16 protein-coding genes and 2 tRNA genes are annotated in these 16,727 nt (G+C 26.5%); 3 read left to right on the top strand and 15 right to left on the bottom strand.

Annotated elements, in window-relative coordinates; all coding sequences use genetic code 11:
* From ACTTBN_RS02795 to rarD, 8 genes are read right to left on the bottom strand one after another with little or no spacing between them, the layout of a single operon-like run.
* The gene (locus ACTTBN_RS02795; protein ID WP_440680879.1) at window positions 1-762 is read right to left on the bottom strand and encodes a TatD family hydrolase; all 762 of its coding nucleotides are present in this window, start codon (window positions 760-762) and stop codon (window positions 1-3) included.
* Complete coding sequence (gene metG, locus ACTTBN_RS02800) at window positions 755-2,296, bottom strand: methionine--tRNA ligase (protein WP_440680880.1); 1,542 nt, start codon at window positions 2,294-2,296, stop codon at window positions 755-757. The genes ACTTBN_RS02795 and metG overlap by 8 nt, the downstream gene beginning before the upstream one ends.
* Complete coding sequence (locus ACTTBN_RS02805; protein ID WP_440680881.1) at window positions 2,289-3,218, bottom strand: AAA family ATPase; 930 nt, start codon at window positions 3,216-3,218, stop codon at window positions 2,289-2,291. Before ACTTBN_RS02805 ends, metG begins: the two co-directional genes overlap by 8 nt.
* Window positions 3,215-3,826, bottom strand: a complete 612-nt coding sequence (tmk, locus tag ACTTBN_RS02810) for a dTMP kinase (protein ID WP_440680882.1) — start codon at window positions 3,824-3,826, stop codon at window positions 3,215-3,217. Before tmk ends, ACTTBN_RS02805 begins: the two co-directional genes overlap by 4 nt.
* On the bottom strand, window positions 3,819-4,970 hold the full coding sequence (locus tag ACTTBN_RS02815) for a D-alanyl-D-alanine carboxypeptidase family protein (RefSeq protein ID WP_440680883.1): 1,152 nt from the start codon (window positions 4,968-4,970) through the stop codon (window positions 3,819-3,821). The genes tmk and ACTTBN_RS02815 overlap by 8 nt, the downstream gene beginning before the upstream one ends.
* Window positions 4,963-5,814 carry a hypothetical protein gene (locus tag ACTTBN_RS02820; protein ID WP_440680884.1) on the bottom strand — a complete coding sequence of 284 codons (852 nt, stop codon included), beginning with the start codon at window positions 5,812-5,814 and terminating at the stop codon, window positions 4,963-4,965. Before ACTTBN_RS02820 ends, ACTTBN_RS02815 begins: the two co-directional genes overlap by 8 nt.
* Window positions 5,804-6,805 (bottom strand): lytic murein transglycosylase, encoded by a 1,002-nt coding sequence (locus ACTTBN_RS02825; protein WP_440680885.1) that lies wholly within the window; start codon window positions 6,803-6,805, stop codon window positions 5,804-5,806. Before ACTTBN_RS02825 ends, ACTTBN_RS02820 begins: the two co-directional genes overlap by 11 nt.
* The gene (rarD, locus tag ACTTBN_RS02830; protein WP_440680886.1) at window positions 6,792-7,670 is read right to left on the bottom strand and encodes an EamA family transporter RarD; all 879 of its coding nucleotides are present in this window, start codon (window positions 7,668-7,670) and stop codon (window positions 6,792-6,794) included. Before rarD ends, ACTTBN_RS02825 begins: the two co-directional genes overlap by 14 nt.
* 87 nt (window positions 7,671-7,757) lie before the next feature.
* Between rarD and ACTTBN_RS02835 the strand changes: the two genes are divergently transcribed.
* A tRNA-Ser gene (locus ACTTBN_RS02835) sits at window positions 7,758-7,847 on the top strand.
* Between the two features lie 6 nt (window positions 7,848-7,853).
* On the opposite strand, the gene ACTTBN_RS02840 is transcribed toward ACTTBN_RS02835, so the two are convergent.
* The gene (locus tag ACTTBN_RS02840) at window positions 7,854-8,111 is read right to left on the bottom strand and encodes a succinate dehydrogenase assembly factor 2 (protein WP_440680887.1); all 258 of its coding nucleotides are present in this window, start codon (window positions 8,109-8,111) and stop codon (window positions 7,854-7,856) included.
* A gap of 22 nt (window positions 8,112-8,133) precedes the next feature.
* Between ACTTBN_RS02840 and recG the strand changes: the two genes are divergently transcribed.
* A complete protein-coding gene (gene recG, locus ACTTBN_RS02845) occupies window positions 8,134-10,185 on the top strand; it encodes an ATP-dependent DNA helicase RecG (protein WP_440680888.1) in 2,052 nt (683 codons plus the stop codon).
* Here recG and ACTTBN_RS02850 read toward each other — a convergent pair.
* The gene (locus tag ACTTBN_RS02850; RefSeq protein WP_440680889.1) at window positions 10,182-10,796 is read right to left on the bottom strand and encodes a DUF502 domain-containing protein; all 615 of its coding nucleotides are present in this window, start codon (window positions 10,794-10,796) and stop codon (window positions 10,182-10,184) included. The two genes, recG and ACTTBN_RS02850, sit on opposite strands and share 4 nt — an antisense overlap.
* Before the next feature lie 113 nt (window positions 10,797-10,909).
* Between ACTTBN_RS02850 and ACTTBN_RS02855 the strand changes: the two genes are divergently transcribed.
* Complete coding sequence (locus ACTTBN_RS02855) at window positions 10,910-11,737, top strand: M48 family metallopeptidase (RefSeq protein ID WP_440680890.1); 828 nt, start codon at window positions 10,910-10,912, stop codon at window positions 11,735-11,737.
* Between the two features lie 8 nt (window positions 11,738-11,745).
* Here the strand turns inward: ACTTBN_RS02855 and ACTTBN_RS02860 are convergent.
* From ACTTBN_RS02860 to gyrA, 5 genes are all read right to left on the bottom strand, one after another.
* A tRNA-Lys gene (locus tag ACTTBN_RS02860) sits at window positions 11,746-11,821 on the bottom strand.
* Between the two features lie 153 nt (window positions 11,822-11,974).
* Entirely contained in the window at window positions 11,975-13,087 is a 1,113-nt protein-coding gene (tgt, locus tag ACTTBN_RS02865; RefSeq protein WP_440680891.1) for a tRNA guanosine(34) transglycosylase Tgt, read from the bottom strand.
* Window positions 13,088-13,095: 8 nt separating this feature from the next.
* The gene (locus ACTTBN_RS02870; RefSeq protein WP_440680892.1) at window positions 13,096-13,656 is read right to left on the bottom strand and encodes a peptidylprolyl isomerase; all 561 of its coding nucleotides are present in this window, start codon (window positions 13,654-13,656) and stop codon (window positions 13,096-13,098) included.
* The gene (gene coaD, locus ACTTBN_RS02875; RefSeq protein ID WP_262589212.1) at window positions 13,649-14,143 is read right to left on the bottom strand and encodes a pantetheine-phosphate adenylyltransferase; all 495 of its coding nucleotides are present in this window, start codon (window positions 14,141-14,143) and stop codon (window positions 13,649-13,651) included. The genes ACTTBN_RS02870 and coaD overlap by 8 nt, the downstream gene beginning before the upstream one ends.
* Window positions 14,143-16,722, bottom strand: a complete 2,580-nt coding sequence (gyrA, locus tag ACTTBN_RS02880) for a DNA gyrase subunit A (RefSeq protein WP_440680893.1) — start codon at window positions 16,720-16,722, stop codon at window positions 14,143-14,145. The genes coaD and gyrA overlap by 1 nt, the downstream gene beginning before the upstream one ends.
* Between the last annotated feature and the right edge of the window lie 5 nt (window positions 16,723-16,727).

Genomic DNA, 16,727 nt, shown 5'->3' on the forward strand with positions numbered 1-16,727 from the left:
TTAATTAAAAAAAAGTTTATTGAAGTTATTTGTAGTTATCTTGACAAGTTTAGATTTTTCAATCAATTTAATTTCTGCAAGTTTTGAGGCTGTAAAACTAATGAATGATGGTTCATTTTTTTTACCTCTATTTGGAACTGGTGCTAAAAAAGGACTATCAGTTTCTATTAACAAGTTTTCCAATGGAATTGATTTAAATGTATTCTGTAGATCTAACGAATTTTTAAAAGTAATAATTCCACTAGCTGAAAAATAAGAATTAAAATCTAGAAGTTTTTTCGCAAATCCTAAAGAACCTGTAAAACAATGCATTAAAATTTTAAGATTTTTATTTTTGTATTCATTTAATATTTCAAAAGTTTCTTCCTCTGCATTTCTAGAATGAATTATTAATGGAGAATTTGTTTCAATAGAAGCATCAATATGTTCACGAAAACTAGAAATTTGAATATTTCTATCACTATTATCGTAGTAAAAATCTAACCCAGTCTCTCCAATTCCAATTACTTTCTCATTTTCAGTTAAATTTTTAACTATTTCCTTTGAGTCAATTGAATTTTTTGAACTTTCATGTGGATGAATACCAATAGTTCCATAAATTATTTTATCTTTAGTTAAAATATTTTTTATTTTTGAAAAACTTTCTAAAGAGGTTGAGATAGTTAATAATTTTTCAATCCCTACCTCTTTCGATCTTTTGATTATATTTTCTAGATCGCTAAATAATGGTTCATGATCAAGATGACAGTGTGAATCAATCATTTTTTTTTTCAATTTTTTTAAATAAAATATCTATTTTGTGAATATTATCACCTTTAGATAGAAACTCATTTTCTGCAACAGTAGAAAATTTTATTTGCTCCTCTGATATATCAAATATTTTTAACGCTCTTAGTGATGAATCGGGTATTATGGGATACAATAAAAAACTAATTTTTCTTACTACTTCTAAAGTTGTATATACAATTGTATTTAATCTTATTTTGTCGTCTTTTTTTTTCCAAGGTTCTTGATCATTAAAATATTTATTGGCCTCAAATAAAGAATTTACAATAAAATCAATATAAAAATTTATATTTTGTTCCTCTATTTTTGATCTAATTAAATCTATATTATCTTTATATCTATTTAATATTTTATAATCATTCTCATTAAATTTAACTTCCAAAGGAATTTTACTTTCACAGTTTTTAATTGCAAATGCAGATACACGTTGACATAAGTTTCCAAAGTTATTAGCTAAATCACTATTTATACAGTCCTCTAATCTTTCTTGAGATATATTGCCATCATTACCAAAGGATACTTCTTTTATTAAATAATATCGAAGGGGATCTAGTCCATACTTTTCAATTATTTCCAAAGGATCTAAAATATTACCTTTTGATTTTGACATCTTTTCTTCACCTGACAAAATCCAACCATGTCCATAAACCTTTTTGGGTAAATCCACTTTTGCAGCCATTAAAAATGCAGGCCAATAAACTGCATGAAATCTAAGAATATCTTTTCCAATTAAATGAATAGATGCTGGCCAAAATTGTTTAAATAAATCATCATTGTCATCTGGGTAATTTAATGCACTTATATAATTAGTAAGCGCATCTAACCATACATAGATAACATGATTTTTATCATCAGGAACAGGTATTCCCCAAGAAAAAGTTTTTCTACTTACTGATAAATCTTTAAGGCCACTTTTGACAAAACTAATCACTTCATTTTTTCTAGATTCAGGAGATATAAAATCAGGATTAGAATTATAAAAATCTAACAATGGCTTTTCCCATTTAGATAATCGAAAAAAATAAGACTCTTCTTCAATCCATTCTACGGGAGATTTTGAGGAAATTGCTATTTTTTTACCCTCTAATTCTTCTATTTCATCTTCATTATAGAAAGCCTCGTCAGAAACTGAGTACCAACCAGAATATTTAGATAAATAAATATCATCATTTTTTTTTAGTTCATTCCAAAGATATTGAACAGTTTTCTTATGTCTTGTTTCAGTTGTACGTATAAAATCAGTATTAGATAAATTTAGAGTATTGGATAGATCTCTGAATGTTTGACTTATTTTATCGCAAAATTTTAATGGATCCTCACCTACTTTTTCTGCTGATCTTTGAATCTTTAATCCATGTTCATCAGTGCCAGTAAGAAAATGAACATTAAAACCATCCATTTTTTTAAATCTAGCAAAAAAATCTGCCACAATACTCGAATAAGCATGACCCATATGTGGTTTTGCTGAAGGATAGTAAATTGGAGTTGTTATATAAAAAGTTTTATCCATTTAATATTTTATCTTCAAATTCTAAAAAAAGAGTTTCTTCATCTAAATTATAAATCTTGGTATTATTAATTTTTTTTAAAAAATATTTATAAAAATTTAATAAGCTAATGTTTGATGATGATATATTCTTTCTAAAATAAACTTCAATAAAAGAATAAATTAAATGATTTAATTTTTTTTCTTTTTTATAAATCTTCTCATTTATAAATTTAAGCAAAAATTCTTTTAAAATTATATTCTTCATATCAATCTCATAGTTTTCAGAAAATACAATCAGGTCAATTAATTGACCAGGGGTTTTATAACTATCTAATAGATCAAAGTTAATTAAATCATTTATTTTTTTTTTTAAAATTTTACTAGCTATTTCAATAGAATCTTTTGATGATAAAAAAACCTTAAAATTTATACATCTAGATTTAAGAGTTGGTAAAACTTTTTTGTTATTATTAATTAAAATAAAAAAAATATTGTCATTAGGTTCTTCTAAAATTTTAAGTAAAGCATTTACAGAATTTACATTTAATAAATCAATATTATCTATAAGAACAAATCTTGGTTTGGAGTTAAATGAAGATTTATTAAGATTATTAATCAATTCTCTTATTTGATTAATATCAATATTTTTCTTATCCTGCTCTACGTCGATTAGTGTAAAATTTGGACAAGATTGATTTTGGACAAGTAAGTAAGATTTATTTTCGGTCGATATTTTGAAATTATTAAGATCATAAGGGTTAGCCTCATTTTTAGATAAAGCAAAATTAACAAGATGATAAGCTAATGTGCATTTTCCCAACCCTTTTTCTCCTGATAAAAGAATTTTATTAGGTAATTTATCTTTTTGAATAAGTTCTATGAATTTATCAAATAAGATATTATGACCATATAACGAAATTTGTGAAGAAGGGTTAATATTCATTTAATTAATTTATTTATTTGATCAATAATTAAATTTTCATTAATTTTAATATTTAAATTTGAATTAATTATTTTGTAAGATTTTTTTTTAAAAGCTAATTTTAAAAAACCTTTTTGAACTTTGTTATAAAATCTCATATCAAACTTATCATATCTATTTAATGATTTTCTTTGTTTTAATCTTAAAAATAGATTTTTTTTGTTTACAATATTTAGAAATGTAAAATCAATTTTTATTTTTTTTAATAAAAAATTATTAATTGTATTTATTAATTTAATATCAATACCCATTCCATAATGCTGATAAGCTATTGTAGAATCTGTAAATCTATCAATAAGAATTATTTTTTTTCTGAAATTTTTTTTTATAAGATTAATGTTTTCGCTCCTTGAAGCTAGCATTAATAAGAGATCAGTATTATTGTTAAAATTAGAATTTTTATTCAGAAGTAATTTTCTGATTTTTTCAGAATTTTTGCTTCCTCCAGGTTCTCTAATTTTAATATAGTCTATTTTCTTTTTATCTAAATGTTTAGAGACATTTGAGATATGATGACTTTTGCCACTGCCCTCTATTCCTTCAAAGACAATAACTGGTTTTTTAGACATCACCCCAGATTAAATAATTAAGTGATTTAATCAATCTTGAGAAAAAATTAACTTTTTTTACTTCTTTACTTGCTAATAAATCATATTCACCAACTAATTCTTGATCATATACAACTCTTAATTTTGCAATTTTTTGATCTTTTTTAATTGGTGCTTCGACTGGACCAACATATTTTACAGAAACTTTTAATAATTTCTTTTTTGCTTTCTTTATAGTTTTATAGACATCTTCTGAAGTATAAACTTCAACATTTTTATCTTTACCTAACCAAACATCAATTTTATCAAATGTTTTGTTAGCTTCAGCTATTTTAACTAAATCAAAATTTGTTAATCCATAAGTAAGCATTTTTGCACTTTCTCTAGATCTTGCATTTTTTGAAACAAAACCGCTGCCAACTGCAATTAGCCTTCTTCCATTTCTATTAATTGATGAAGCAAGTGAATATTTTTCTACTGCAAGGTATCCAGTTTTAATACCATCAGCACCTAAATTTTTATAAAGAAGTGGGTTTCTATTACCTTGAGTTATTGGGTCTCCACCAGTTCTATCCCATGTAAACTCTTTCTCAGCAAACATCTTGTAATATTCTGGATGCTCTTTTATTAAATATCTGGACATTATAAGAATATCACGAACCGTAGAATAATTATCTGGATGATTTATTCCTGATGAATTGGTAAAATTTGTATTTTCCATTCCTAGTTCTTTTGCTTTAGCAGTCATTAAAATTGCAAACTCTTCTTCTGTTCCAGCTATGCCTTCCGCTAAAGCGATACATGCATCATTTCCAGAAGCTACAATTATTCCTCTAAGAAGATTTTCAACAGACACTTGATCTCCGACCATTATAAACATAGATGAGTAACCTGAAGTAGATAATCTCCATGCTTTTTCAGAAATAATAAATTTTTCATCCATAGATAAATCACCTGATTTTATTAAATCAAATGCTATTATAGAGGTCATTATTTTAGTCATAGAAGCTGGATAAATAGATAGATCTGCTTCTTTTTCATAAAGGATTTCTCCTGAATTATAATCTTGAATGATTGCTGTTTTTGCTTTGACTTCAAAATTAGCATGAGAAATATTTCCAAAATTTAAAATTAATATTAAAAAAAATAAAAAAAGTTTAAACATCTTTAAGAATTTTCAAATTTTCAAAGTTAAGTGGTTTAATTTCATTAAATGACTCTTCAAGTTTTTTTATATCATTAAATGGACCTAATAATACCCTATATTTTGTTTGAGATAACTTTTTAATGACTGGATTATTAATATTTGTTTCTTCTTTTATTCTATTGAGCATGATTTCCGCTGAATCTTTAAAGTAAAAATCAGCTATTACAATTGAGTATAAAAAACTTTTCTTTATGATTTTAATATCTTTTTTTTCTATAGTTCCTAAGTTATCAATGATAATACCATCGACTGGAGCTTTTTCTGCTACCATTTTTTCTTCATCATAAGTTTTAGCTTTTTTTGCTATAAAAGTTGAATCGTTTGAAATTAATGAAAGATCTATGTATGGTTCATTTATATCAATTGATAACTCTTCAACAATTCTTTGAGTAATAACTGAATTATAAAACTCAGGATAATCTATTTTATTTGATACTACTTTTGCAGTAATACTTAGATCATTAAATGGATTTGTAATTTTTACAAAGGAATTTTTTTTGATTTTCTTATGAAAAATAGAAAGAGAATTATTATCTATTTTTTGACCTGTAAACAAATCTTCATTATATATTAAAGCAAAACCTTGATTTTTATAATCTCTATCAAAAATGTAATTTGTATCATCTTCCTCAATTACTTTTTCTTTTTCTTTTTTTAATTCTTTTTCAGTTTTTTTTATTTCTACTTCTTTTTTTTCAAATTTTGGTTCAATATTTATTTCTTTTTTAGTGGTATTTTCAACTTGTTTACATCCTGAGACAAAAATTAAATAAAGAGAAAAAATTACAATCTTATAGTTCATTTTTAAATTTATTTTTTAATGTACAAACTGCAAGCGAAAACCTCAATGATCTATTCCATTTTAAAATAACTTCATAATTATCAAATACAACATATGCAGGATTTAATGTCTCAGCATCAGGTATAATATCTTTATCTGGAGTAATAATAGCAGCATCTAAATTATCAAATTTACTTGGAATGTCAGAATTATTTTGAATATATTTTCTGAAAGAAATTAATTTTTTTTTTTCATGAATTCTTTTTGCTGAAATATTTAAATATTTTTTTGGAACATTCTCAGACAAATCTATTTTATAAAAACATGGTTTTTGATTGTCCCATCCAATTTTTTTAAGATAATTTGCAGCTGACGCATAAGCATCAAAATTGCCTTTAAGATTGATATATCCATTATTATCATAATCAATTGCATAATTTTTCATTGTAGATGGCATAAATTGAAAAAAACCAAATGCGCCCGCCCATGAACCATATAATGTTTTATGGTCAATACGATTATTTTCTATAAGTTTTAAAAGTGTTAGAAGTTCATTGGTAAAAAATTCTGATCTTCTTTTATCAAAACTTAAAGTAGCTAAGGAAGATAAAATGTCCATTTTACCTAAATATGTTCCAAAATTCGTTTCAATACCCATTAATGATAACAAAAGCTCTTTTTCTATTTCAAATTTATTTTCAACCATATTAATTAAATCGGAATTTTCTGAGTAAAAATTTTTACCTATTGATAATTTTTTATCAGATGTTCTCTTGGAAATATAAGTTTTGGTGTCCTCATAAAATTCTGGTTGATATCTGTCATACCTAATTACATCTGGTAAATATTTTGTATTTTTCATAACCATATTAAAAGTAGCTTCTGAAATATTATCATTAAGAGCAATTTTTTTAAATTTTTGCTTCCAATTTTCAAATTCTAAATTGATATCTGCATGAGAGTTTAATTGATTTAGTAAAAATAAAATTAATATTAATTTAATTAGTTTCATATAAATCTTTTAAATATATGATTACAGCAATCCAAATTAAAATAAAACTAACTAATTTTTCCAATGAAAAAAGCTCATCGTAGTAGAAATAACCTAATAAAAATTGAAGAGTTGGTGTTATATAAAATATCATACCTGTAGGCCCTAGCCCACAAAGCTCAACACCTCTCACATATAAAAATAAAGGAATTACTGTCATAGGGCCTGCCAAAAATATTAAAAGCATCATCGGTGGGTTTGATAAGTTGAAATCATTATGTCCATTAATTGTGATAAAATAAAAAGCTACGACTGCAATTGGAAGAATAAATAAACTTTCAACTAATAAACCTATATCTGTATCTACATTAATCTTTTTTCTTACCAAATTATAAAATCCCCAACTTAATGCTACGAGCAACCCTACCCAAGGTAAAGATTTCATATTAAAGAACACTAAATATAAAATTGATATAACAACCAAGATGATTGAAAATATTCTTTTTTTATTTAAAACTTCTTGAAAAAAAATATATCCCAAAAGAACACTTAATATTGGCATAATAAAATAACCAAAACTTGCATCGATAATTCTATCTGTTGCTATTGCATATATCCATACACCCCAATTCATAAAAATTAAAAATCCAGATATAAATAAATAGATTAAATTTTTTTTATTTTTGATTATTGTAAAAAAAATATCCCATTTAGAAAAAAGAAAAGTCGTTACTAACAAAGTTAATGTAGTCCAAAGACATCTATGGATAACTAGCTCAATATAACCAATAAAAGTAATATATTTAAAGTATAGAACTCCAAAAAAACCCCACCAAAACGAACCAAAACCAGCAAGAAATAGTCCTTTATTAAAATTTTTGTTCATGAGATTAAATGGAATTAGTCGTTATATAGTTTTATTAAACTATTTTATGGTTGAATTAAATAATTATAATTATAAAACCTTGCTCACGGAGAGATGGCTGAGCGGTTGAAAGCACCGGTCTTGAAAACCGGCAAAGGGGCAACTCTTTCCTGGGTTCGAATCCCAGTCTCTCCGCCATAATTTTTAATATTTAAAATTTTTAAACATTTTACTTACTTCGTTAATCTCAATTTCAAAATCAGTTTTAAAACCGTTATAAAAATTATATAAATTTGTGTCATCGATATTCAACAATTTTTCAAGATCATTAAGTTCTTTTTCATTCAATTTATTAATATAATTTTTAACAAATTTACCTAAAAGTTTATCCATTTCTTTTGTGCCACGATAAATAGATCGATAAATAATTTTTTTCTTTAATTCATCTATGTAGATACTCATATTTGCAATATATTAACTAAATATGGATGATAAAACCAATTATAAATATTTATTATCAGATTTAACCGCTTTAGAGGGTGTTGGGATTAAGACAAAAAATTTACTAAAAAAAAAGAATATAAACAATATATTTGATTTATTATGGAAGTTACCTAAGACATATACGGATAGAAGCCTGTCAGTTAAAATTAATGAACTCAAAATTGGTGAAAATCAAACGGTAACTATTATTCCTCAAAAATATTTATTTCCAAGAATAAGAAGATTACCCAATAGAGTTAAATGTACGGATGAGACAGGTGAAATTGATTGTGTTTTTTTTAATAGCTATGAGGGATATATAAAAAAAATTTTACCTCTTGGTAAAGAAATTACTGTGAGTGGTAAAATTGGTTTTTATAAAAATAAATACCAATTAACAAATCCAAAATATATTTCAGAAGATTCAAGTTTAATAAAGAAAGTACACAATAAATATTCTTTAACTGAAGGGATAAGTGAAAAAATATATAATAAAATTATAAATCAAATTATTGAAAAACTACCAAAACTAAATGAGTGGCATTCAGATAAAATAATTTCAAAATTTAATAATATAAACTGGAATGATGCAATTAAAGAATTACACAAATATGAAAATATCGGTAAATTTAATGATAATTTTTATCAAAGGTTAGCTTATGATGAAATATTTGCTACCTTTTTAGTTAATTCAGAAATTAGAAAAAAAATTAAAAAAATTAAAAAAAAAAATAAATTAATTAATTTAGAAAAACAGCAAAATATAATTAATAATTTAAAGTTTTCGCTTACAAAAGATCAAATTAAATCACTTCAAGAAATAAATAATGATTTATCATCATCTACTAAAATGTTTAGGTTGTTACAGGGTGATGTTGGTAGTGGAAAAACAATTGTTTCTTTATTAGCTGCGTACAATACAATAAACTCAGGATTCCAAGTAGCATTTATGGCTCCTACTGAAATTTTAGCGAAACAACATTTTATTTTAGCAAAACAACTTTTTCCTAAAAATTACTCAATTGAATTTATCTCTGGTAAATCAGAGCGCAAAACAAAAAAAAATATTTTAAATAAATTAAAGCAAAATGAGATTGATATATTATTTGGTACACATGCTATGTTTCAAAAAACTGTAAAATTCAAAAAGCTTGGTCTTATAATTATAGATGAACAACACAAATTTGGAGTTAATCAAAGAAAAAAATTATCTGATAAAGGTGGTAGCGATTGTGATGTTCTGTTAATGACAGCTACTCCTATACCTAGAACTTTAACAATGACTATATTTGGGGATATGGATTTATCTATTATTAGAGAAAAACCTAAAAATAGAAAAAATATCAAAACCTATAGTAAACTAGAAAGTAAAATTGATGATGTCATTAAGTTTATTAAAAAAGAAATTAATTCAGGAAATCAAATATTTTGGGTATGTCCATTAATTGAAGAATCGAAAAAACTAGATCATTCATCAGCAATTAAAAAATTTGAGTATTTAAAAAAAATATTTCCAAACAATGTATTAATTCTTCATGGAAAGACAGATGTTGATGAAAAAGATGAAATCTTAAAAAATTTTTTGAATAAAAAATTTAAAATATTAGTATCAACAACAATAATAGAAGTTGGAATTGATTTCCCTAATGCCACTGTAATCGTAATTGAAAATGCTAATAAATTTGGCTTATCTCAATTACATCAATTAAGAGGTAGAGTTGGTCGTGGTGAAAAAGATTCTACATGTATTTTAATGTTTAAATCAAACTTAAGTGAAAATGCAAAAAAAAGAATTAATATACTTAAGGAAACAAATGATGGTTTTGTGATATCTGAAGAAGATTTAAAAATTAGAGGTTACGGTGATATACTTGGTTTTAAACAGAGTGGTATTAAAAATTTTAAATTAGCAGATCCAGTTCAAAATAGTGACTTATTTATACTTGCAGAAAAAGAAATTAAAAGAATTGAGAAAGATAAGGAAAATCTAGGTAAATTTAAAGCATTAATTAAATTGTATGATCGTGCAGATATTATTAATGATCTTGCCTAGGATTTTGTAGAGGTTCCTGCAGAAACTATAAATTTTGAAGCATCCTCAAATGACATATTTAAATAGATAACATCTTCTATAGGGAACATTAATAAAAAACCGCTAGTTGGATTAGGTGTTGTTGGGACAAACACATTAACCAATTTTTTTTTAGTTTTTTCTGCCATCTCACCTGTGTTTTCTTTAGTAGCAAATCCAACTGCCCAAACACCTTTTCTTGGGTACTCTATTAAGACAACACTTTTTTTACCATCATCCTTCTTGGAAAACGTTTCTGTCATTTGTACAATTGCAGAATAAACAGTTCTTAGAAATGGAATTCTTTTAAAAAGATCATCTATTAATTTTAAAATTCTTTTACCAAAAAATGATAAAGATAAACCACCAACTAATGTAATAAATATAATTGTTATAACTATTTCAACACCTGGTATGTTGAATGGCAAATAGCTATTAGGGTTAATGTTTTTTGGAATAAGATTAGAGGAAATTCCGATCAAGATTTTACTTAAATATAAAGTAAATCCAATTGGAATCAAAACTACAACACCAGCAATAAAATAATTTCTTAAAGTTAATGAAAATGATTTTTTTGTGCCTTTTTTTGACATATTTGTTTTTAACTATAGCTAGCGTAAACAACAAAAATTATTGCAATGATAAATAATACTAATAATATTTTATTATTTAGATTCATGAATAATAATAACAATTTTAGCAAGATATGAATAGAAGAAAATTTCTATCCTTTGTTGGTTGTGGGTGCTGTAGCTTTATACTTCCATCTTGCACTACAGCTCCTATTACGGAGAGAAAACAATTAAAAATAGTTTCAGAAGCTAAATTAAATGCTCAAGCGGCTCAAATTTATGAAAAGATTAAAGAAAAAGAAAAGATGAGTGATGATACAAAAACATTAAATGAAATTAAGGAAATTGGAAAAAAAATGGAAAATTCAATTTCAGAATATTTTGATCGTGAAGGTTTGGATGATCCAACAACATATTTTGATTGGGAATATATATTGATTGATAAAAAAAAAGTTAGAAACGCTTGGTGCATGCCGGGAGGTAAAATAGCAGTTTATACAGGTATATTAGAAGCTACAAAAAATACTAATGGATTAGCTGCTGTAATGGGTCATGAAATTGCCCACGCTGTAGCAAAACATTCAGTTGAAAGAGCTAGTCGTGCCACTCTCGTTAATACTAGCACCCAGTTAATTGATATTTTTAGTGGAGGAAAATTATCTCAAGTTAATACAACGACTGGAATGAATACTGTAGGTTTAATTACTCAGCTTGGTTTATTAAATCCTTTCAATAGAAAGCAAGAGAGTGAAGCTGATTATTTAGGCATGATATTTTCATCTTTATCAGGATATGACATAAGAGAAACTGTTAAAATTTGGGAAAGAATGAAAGAACTTAATAAAGGTAAAGAGCCTCCAGAATTTATGAGTACACACCCTTCTTCTGACAATAGAATTAAAGATCTAAATGATAAAATGAATGAAGTTATTTTAGAATACCCACCAATTGAAACGGCATAATTCAATTATGGTGAGCCGTGATGGACTCGAACCATCGACCCATTCCTTAAAAGGGAATTGCTCTACCAACTGAGCTAACGGCCCACAAAGTATTCATTTTTATGAAAATGAATATGGTTTGTATACAGATTAATTTTAATATTTCAATTCGTTCAATGTAATTTTTATAAAAAGATTTCGTTATAAATGAGGGGTTTTTATACAAAAGTTATACACATAATAGCACAGCTAATAAAACTACAACTTATCAATGTATTTATCATGAAATTCATCGAATGTATTATTCATAATATTTTTTCTGATTTCAGACATTAATTCTTGATAAAAATTTATATTGTGAAGCGTTAATAGCATTGATGCTAATATTTCATTGGTATTAAACAAATGATTTAAATAGTTTTTTGAATATTTATTTAAATTTAAATTTTCACAATTAGGATCTAACGACGTGTTGTCATGTTGATATTTGTTATTTTTAATATTTACCCTTCCATTCCAAGTAAAAGCAAGACCTGTTCTACCTGATCTAGTTGGAAGAACACAATCGAACATATCTATACCTCTTTTTACAGCTCCTAAAATATCTGAAGGTGTACCAACTCCCATTAAATAATGAGGCTTTTCATCAGGCAAATGTTCTTTAATACCATCTAAAGTAGCAAACATTTCATCTTGAGTTTCACCTACAGCCAAACCTCCAACAGCATAGCCATCAAATCCGATCTTTGTAAGTCCTTCAAGTGATTTTAATCTTAAATCTTTAAATAATCCTCCTTGAATAATTCCAAATAAAGCTTTGTGAGGATTATTTCCAAATGCCTTTTTTGATCTTTCAGCCCAATACAAAGATAGATCCATAGATTTTTTTATTAAATTATAATCTTCAGTTTTTTTTGGACACTCATCCATTATCATTACAATGTCTGAGTTTAAGCCCAATTGAATTCTAATGCTTTCTTCAGGGCTTAAATAAAATTTTTTTCCATCAACGTGTGAATTAAATATTGCGCCTTTTTCGCGATCTATTTTATTTAATTTTGATAGAGACATTACTTGAAAACCACCTGAGTCTGTGAGTATTGGCAATTCACAATTCATAAATGAATGTAAACCACCTGCTGCCTCAATTCTTTCAACACCAGGACGGATCATTAAATGATAGGTATTGGAAAGTATTATTTCTGATCCTGTTTTCTTTATATCGTCGATTGTACAAGCTTTAACTGTAGCTTGTGTGCCAACAGGCATAAATGCTGGTGTATTAATCTCCCCTCTATGAGTTTCTATAACACCACGTCTAGCAAATTTATCTTTATTTAAAACTTTAAAGGCAAAATTTTTTAATGCCATTTAATATTTTACAAAGATTTAAAACTTATAATTTTATCAGGATCTGTTACAGCACCATTGTTATTTTGGTCACCTCTTTTAATTTTATCTACAAACTCCATTCCCTCAATAACTTTACCAAAAACAGTATACTGTCTGTCTAAAAAAGGTGCTGGTTGAAAACAAATGAAAAACTGACTGTTTGCACTATTTGGATCTTGAGCTCTAGCCATAGATAATGTGCCCCTGTCATGAGGTAAACTATTAAATTCCTGATCTAAATCGGGCATATCAGATCCACCCATGCCTGCTCTTCTTAAGTCAAATTCTTTAGATTCTGAATTTCCAAATTTAACATCACCTGTTTGAGCCATAAAGCCATCGATCACTCTATGAAATACAACGTTGTCATATTTTCCACTGTTAGCCAATTCTTTAATTCTTTTGACATGGTTTGGTGCCACGTCTTCAAATAATTCAATTTTTACATCACCATCTTTTAGTTTTAAAATCATTATATTCTCCTCAGCTATTAATTGATTTGCACTAATAAAAAATAAAATAAATATGTACGATAAAATTCTATTCATATTTTTCTTTTAAAGATTTTATTGTGCTTTTGGTAGTAAATTTTTTAATATTTCCATTTAATTTTACAATTTCTTTAACAAATCTAGATGAAATGATTTGATTTTCTACATCTGACATTAAAAAAATTGTTTCAATATTTTGGTTCAGCTTTCTATTCATTCCAGCAAGTTGAAATTCATATTCAAAATCAGATACAGCTCTTAAGCCACGTAATATGATATTTGATTTATATTTTTTGCACAAATCTGTAGTTAGTGAACCAAAAGATACAACAATAATTTTTTTTTTATTTAATTTTAAATCCTTAAATAAAGCTTTATTAACAATTTCTATTCTTTCCTCTGATGAAAATAAATAATTTTTATTACTTACATCAGAAACACCAACTACTATTTTATCAAAAAGTTTTAACGCCTTTTTGATAACATCAATATGACCATAGGTAATTGGATCAAAAGTTCCTGGATAAATTGCAATTTTACTCATTAAATTAAATTATCATCAATTTTAATTGCAGAAACAACTTTTTCATCACCAGATAATTTTATAATTCTTACACCCTGAGTATTTCTGCTTGCAGTTCTAATTTCTTTTACCGCAACTCTAATAACTCTTCCTTTGTTTGTGGATATTAAAATTTCATCACCTTCAAAAACTGGAAAAGATGAGGTTATATTTCCGTTTCTTGGAGAATTTATAATTCCAATAATACCCTTTCCTCCTCTATTAGTAACTCTGTAGTCAATATGAGAAGTTTTTTTGCCATAACCATTTTCGCTTATTGCCAATACAAATTTTTCTTTTGCTTTTAATTCTGATTTTTCATCTTTTGATTTTTTTCCATTTTTAATTAATTTATCGTTATCAATTACGGATAATGAAACAATTTGATCACCAGATGCGAGTTCAATTCCTTTGATTCCTTTTGAAGATCTTCCCTTAAATACTCTTAGTTTTCTAGCTTCGAAACGGATACATTTACCAAATCTAGTACTTAGAATTATATCTTGATCATCTTTACAAATTTTTACTCCAACAATTTTATCATTGTTATCAAGTTTCATTGCAATTTTTCCTGAAGCATTAATCGAAGAAAAATCATCTAAACTATTTTTTCTAACTTTACCTTGTGCAGTTGCAAAAATAATTTGATAATTTTTTGAATCTGTATCTTCATCAGGCATTGGCATAATTGAACTAATAGATTGATGACTTTTTAGTGGAAGAATATTGAATAAGGATTTACCTTTTGAAGCCGATGATCCTTCGGGTATTTTCCAGGCTTTAATTTTATAAACAAGTCCTTCTGTTGAAAAAAATAAAACTGATGTATGTGTATTTACGGAAAGCGTTTGTATAACAGAGTCTTGATCCCTGGTAGTAATCCCAGATTTACCTTTTCCACCTCTTTTTTGTTGTTTAACATTATTTAATGATCCTCTTTTAATGTAACCTTGTAAAGTTACTGTAATAATTACAGATTGTTTTTGGATTGTTTCTTCGATGTCGTAATTTAATACAGCATCAATAATTTTAGTTCTTCTTGGTACAGCAAATTTTTCTTTAATATTTTTTAATTCTTCACTTATTACTCTCAAAAGCTCTTTTTTAGACGATATAATTTTTTTATATTTTGCAATTAATTCAGCTAATTTTTTAATTTCAACTTCAATTTCATTGATACCAAGAGCCGTTAATTTCTGTAATCTTAATTCTAAAATAGCTAAAACTTGTGGTTCAGATAAAGAATAAACGTTTTTACCTTTTTTTCCTTCTACTAAAGAAATTAATTTTTGTGATTTGTTTATTTTCCACTTGGTTTTAAGAATAGCATTTTTTGCATCCTCAGGTGTTTTAGAAGATCTAATGATTTTTATAATTTTATCTAAGTTTTCTACAGCTACAGATAGACCTATTAAGATATGAGCTCTTTCCTCTGCTTTTTGAAGATCAAATTTTGTTTTTTTGATTACTACATCTTCTCTAAAAGATAAAAAATTAGAAAGAAATTCTTTTAATGTACATGTTTTTGGTTTTCCTTCTACTATTGCTAAAGTGTTAAAACCAAAAGAACTCTCTATTTGAGTGTTTTTATAAAGTTGTCTTTTAATTGTTTCTGGTTCAACACCATTTCTCAAATCAATGGCAACTCTTATACCTTCTCTATTAGACTCGTCTCTTATATCTTTAATTCCTTCAATTTTCTTCTCTCTAACTAATTGTGCAATTCTTTCATTTAATACCGCTTTATTTACTTGATATGGAATTGAGGTAATTACCAATCTATCTCTACCATTCTTTAAGCTTTCAACTGATACTTCACCTCTAATTTTAAAAGAACCTCTTCCATTGTTGTAACCTTGTTTAATTATATCTTTACCGATTATTACTCCTCCAGTTGGAAAATCTGGTCCTGGAATATGTTTCATTAATTCTTTTATTTTAATATCTTTGTTTTCTATTAAGGCTAAAGTTCCATTAATTATCTCACCAAGATTATGAGGAGGAATACTAGTTGCCATTCCAACAGCTATACCTCCAGCCCCATTAACTAACAAATTTGGAAATTGCGCAGGTAGTACGCTAGGTTCTTTCTCTGTTTCATCATAATTACTTTTAAAACTAATCGTATTTTTTTCGATATCATCAATTAAAAATTGTGAAACTTTTGACAATCTTGTTTCAGTATATCTCATAGCAGCAGCTGGATCACCATCTATGGATCCAAAATTACCCTGCCCTTGAACCAAAGGTAAGCTCATTGAAAAATCTTGAACCATCCTAACTAATGCATCGTATACAGATTGATCACCATGAGGATGATATTTACCAATTACATCTCCGACTATTCTTGCTGATTTTCTGAATTGTTTAGACCAATCATAACCACCTTTATACATTGCATAAAGAATTCTTCTATGAACTGGTTTTAATCCATCTCTTACATCAGGTAATGCACGACTTACAATAACACTCATAGCATAAGACAAGTAAGACGAGCTCATCTCGTCATGCATAGAGATTAGATTAATGTTCTTATCTTTTGGTTCTTCAGTTTTTTGCATAGAAA

The organism is Candidatus Pelagibacter sp. HIMB1623, assembly GCF_052047695.1.
Lineage (GTDB): Bacteria > Pseudomonadota > Alphaproteobacteria > Pelagibacterales > Pelagibacteraceae > Pelagibacter.

Bases quoted from the DNA above. Each gene is read 5' to 3' on its own strand.
- ACTTBN_RS02795 (WP_440680879.1), bottom strand. From the start codon at position 762: ATGATTGATTCACACTGTCATCTTGATCATGAACCATTATTTAGCGAT.
- metG (WP_440680880.1), bottom strand. From the start codon at position 2,296: ATGGATAAAACTTTTTATATAACAACTCCAATTTACTATCCTTCAGCA.
- ACTTBN_RS02805 (WP_440680881.1), bottom strand. From the start codon at position 3,218: ATGAATATTAACCCTTCTTCACAAATTTCGTTATATGGTCATAATATC.
- tmk (WP_440680882.1), bottom strand. From the start codon at position 3,826: ATGTCTAAAAAACCAGTTATTGTCTTTGAAGGAATAGAGGGCAGTGGC.
- ACTTBN_RS02815 (WP_440680883.1), bottom strand. From the start codon at position 4,970: ATGTTTAAACTTTTTTTATTTTTTTTAATATTAATTTTAAATTTTGGA.
- ACTTBN_RS02820 (WP_440680884.1), bottom strand. From the start codon at position 5,814: ATGAACTATAAGATTGTAATTTTTTCTCTTTATTTAATTTTTGTCTCA.
- ACTTBN_RS02825 (WP_440680885.1), bottom strand. From the start codon at position 6,805: ATGAAACTAATTAAATTAATATTAATTTTATTTTTACTAAATCAATTA.
- rarD (WP_440680886.1), bottom strand. From the start codon at position 7,670: ATGAACAAAAATTTTAATAAAGGACTATTTCTTGCTGGTTTTGGTTCG.
- ACTTBN_RS02840 (WP_440680887.1), bottom strand. From the start codon at position 8,111: ATGAGTATCTACATAGATGAATTAAAGAAAAAAATTATTTATCGATCT.
- recG (WP_440680888.1), top strand. From the start codon at position 8,134: ATGGATGATAAAACCAATTATAAATATTTATTATCAGATTTAACCGCT.
- ACTTBN_RS02850 (WP_440680889.1), bottom strand. From the start codon at position 10,796: ATGTCAAAAAAAGGCACAAAAAAATCATTTTCATTAACTTTAAGAAAT.
- ACTTBN_RS02855 (WP_440680890.1), top strand. From the start codon at position 10,910: ATGAATAGAAGAAAATTTCTATCCTTTGTTGGTTGTGGGTGCTGTAGC.
- tgt (WP_440680891.1), bottom strand. From the start codon at position 13,087: ATGGCATTAAAAAATTTTGCCTTTAAAGTTTTAAATAAAGATAAATTT.
- ACTTBN_RS02870 (WP_440680892.1), bottom strand. From the start codon at position 13,656: ATGAATAGAATTTTATCGTACATATTTATTTTATTTTTTATTAGTGCA.
- coaD (WP_262589212.1), bottom strand. From the start codon at position 14,143: ATGAGTAAAATTGCAATTTATCCAGGAACTTTTGATCCAATTACCTAT.
- gyrA (WP_440680893.1), bottom strand. From the start codon at position 16,722: ATGCAAAAAACTGAAGAACCAAAAGATAAGAACATTAATCTAATCTCT.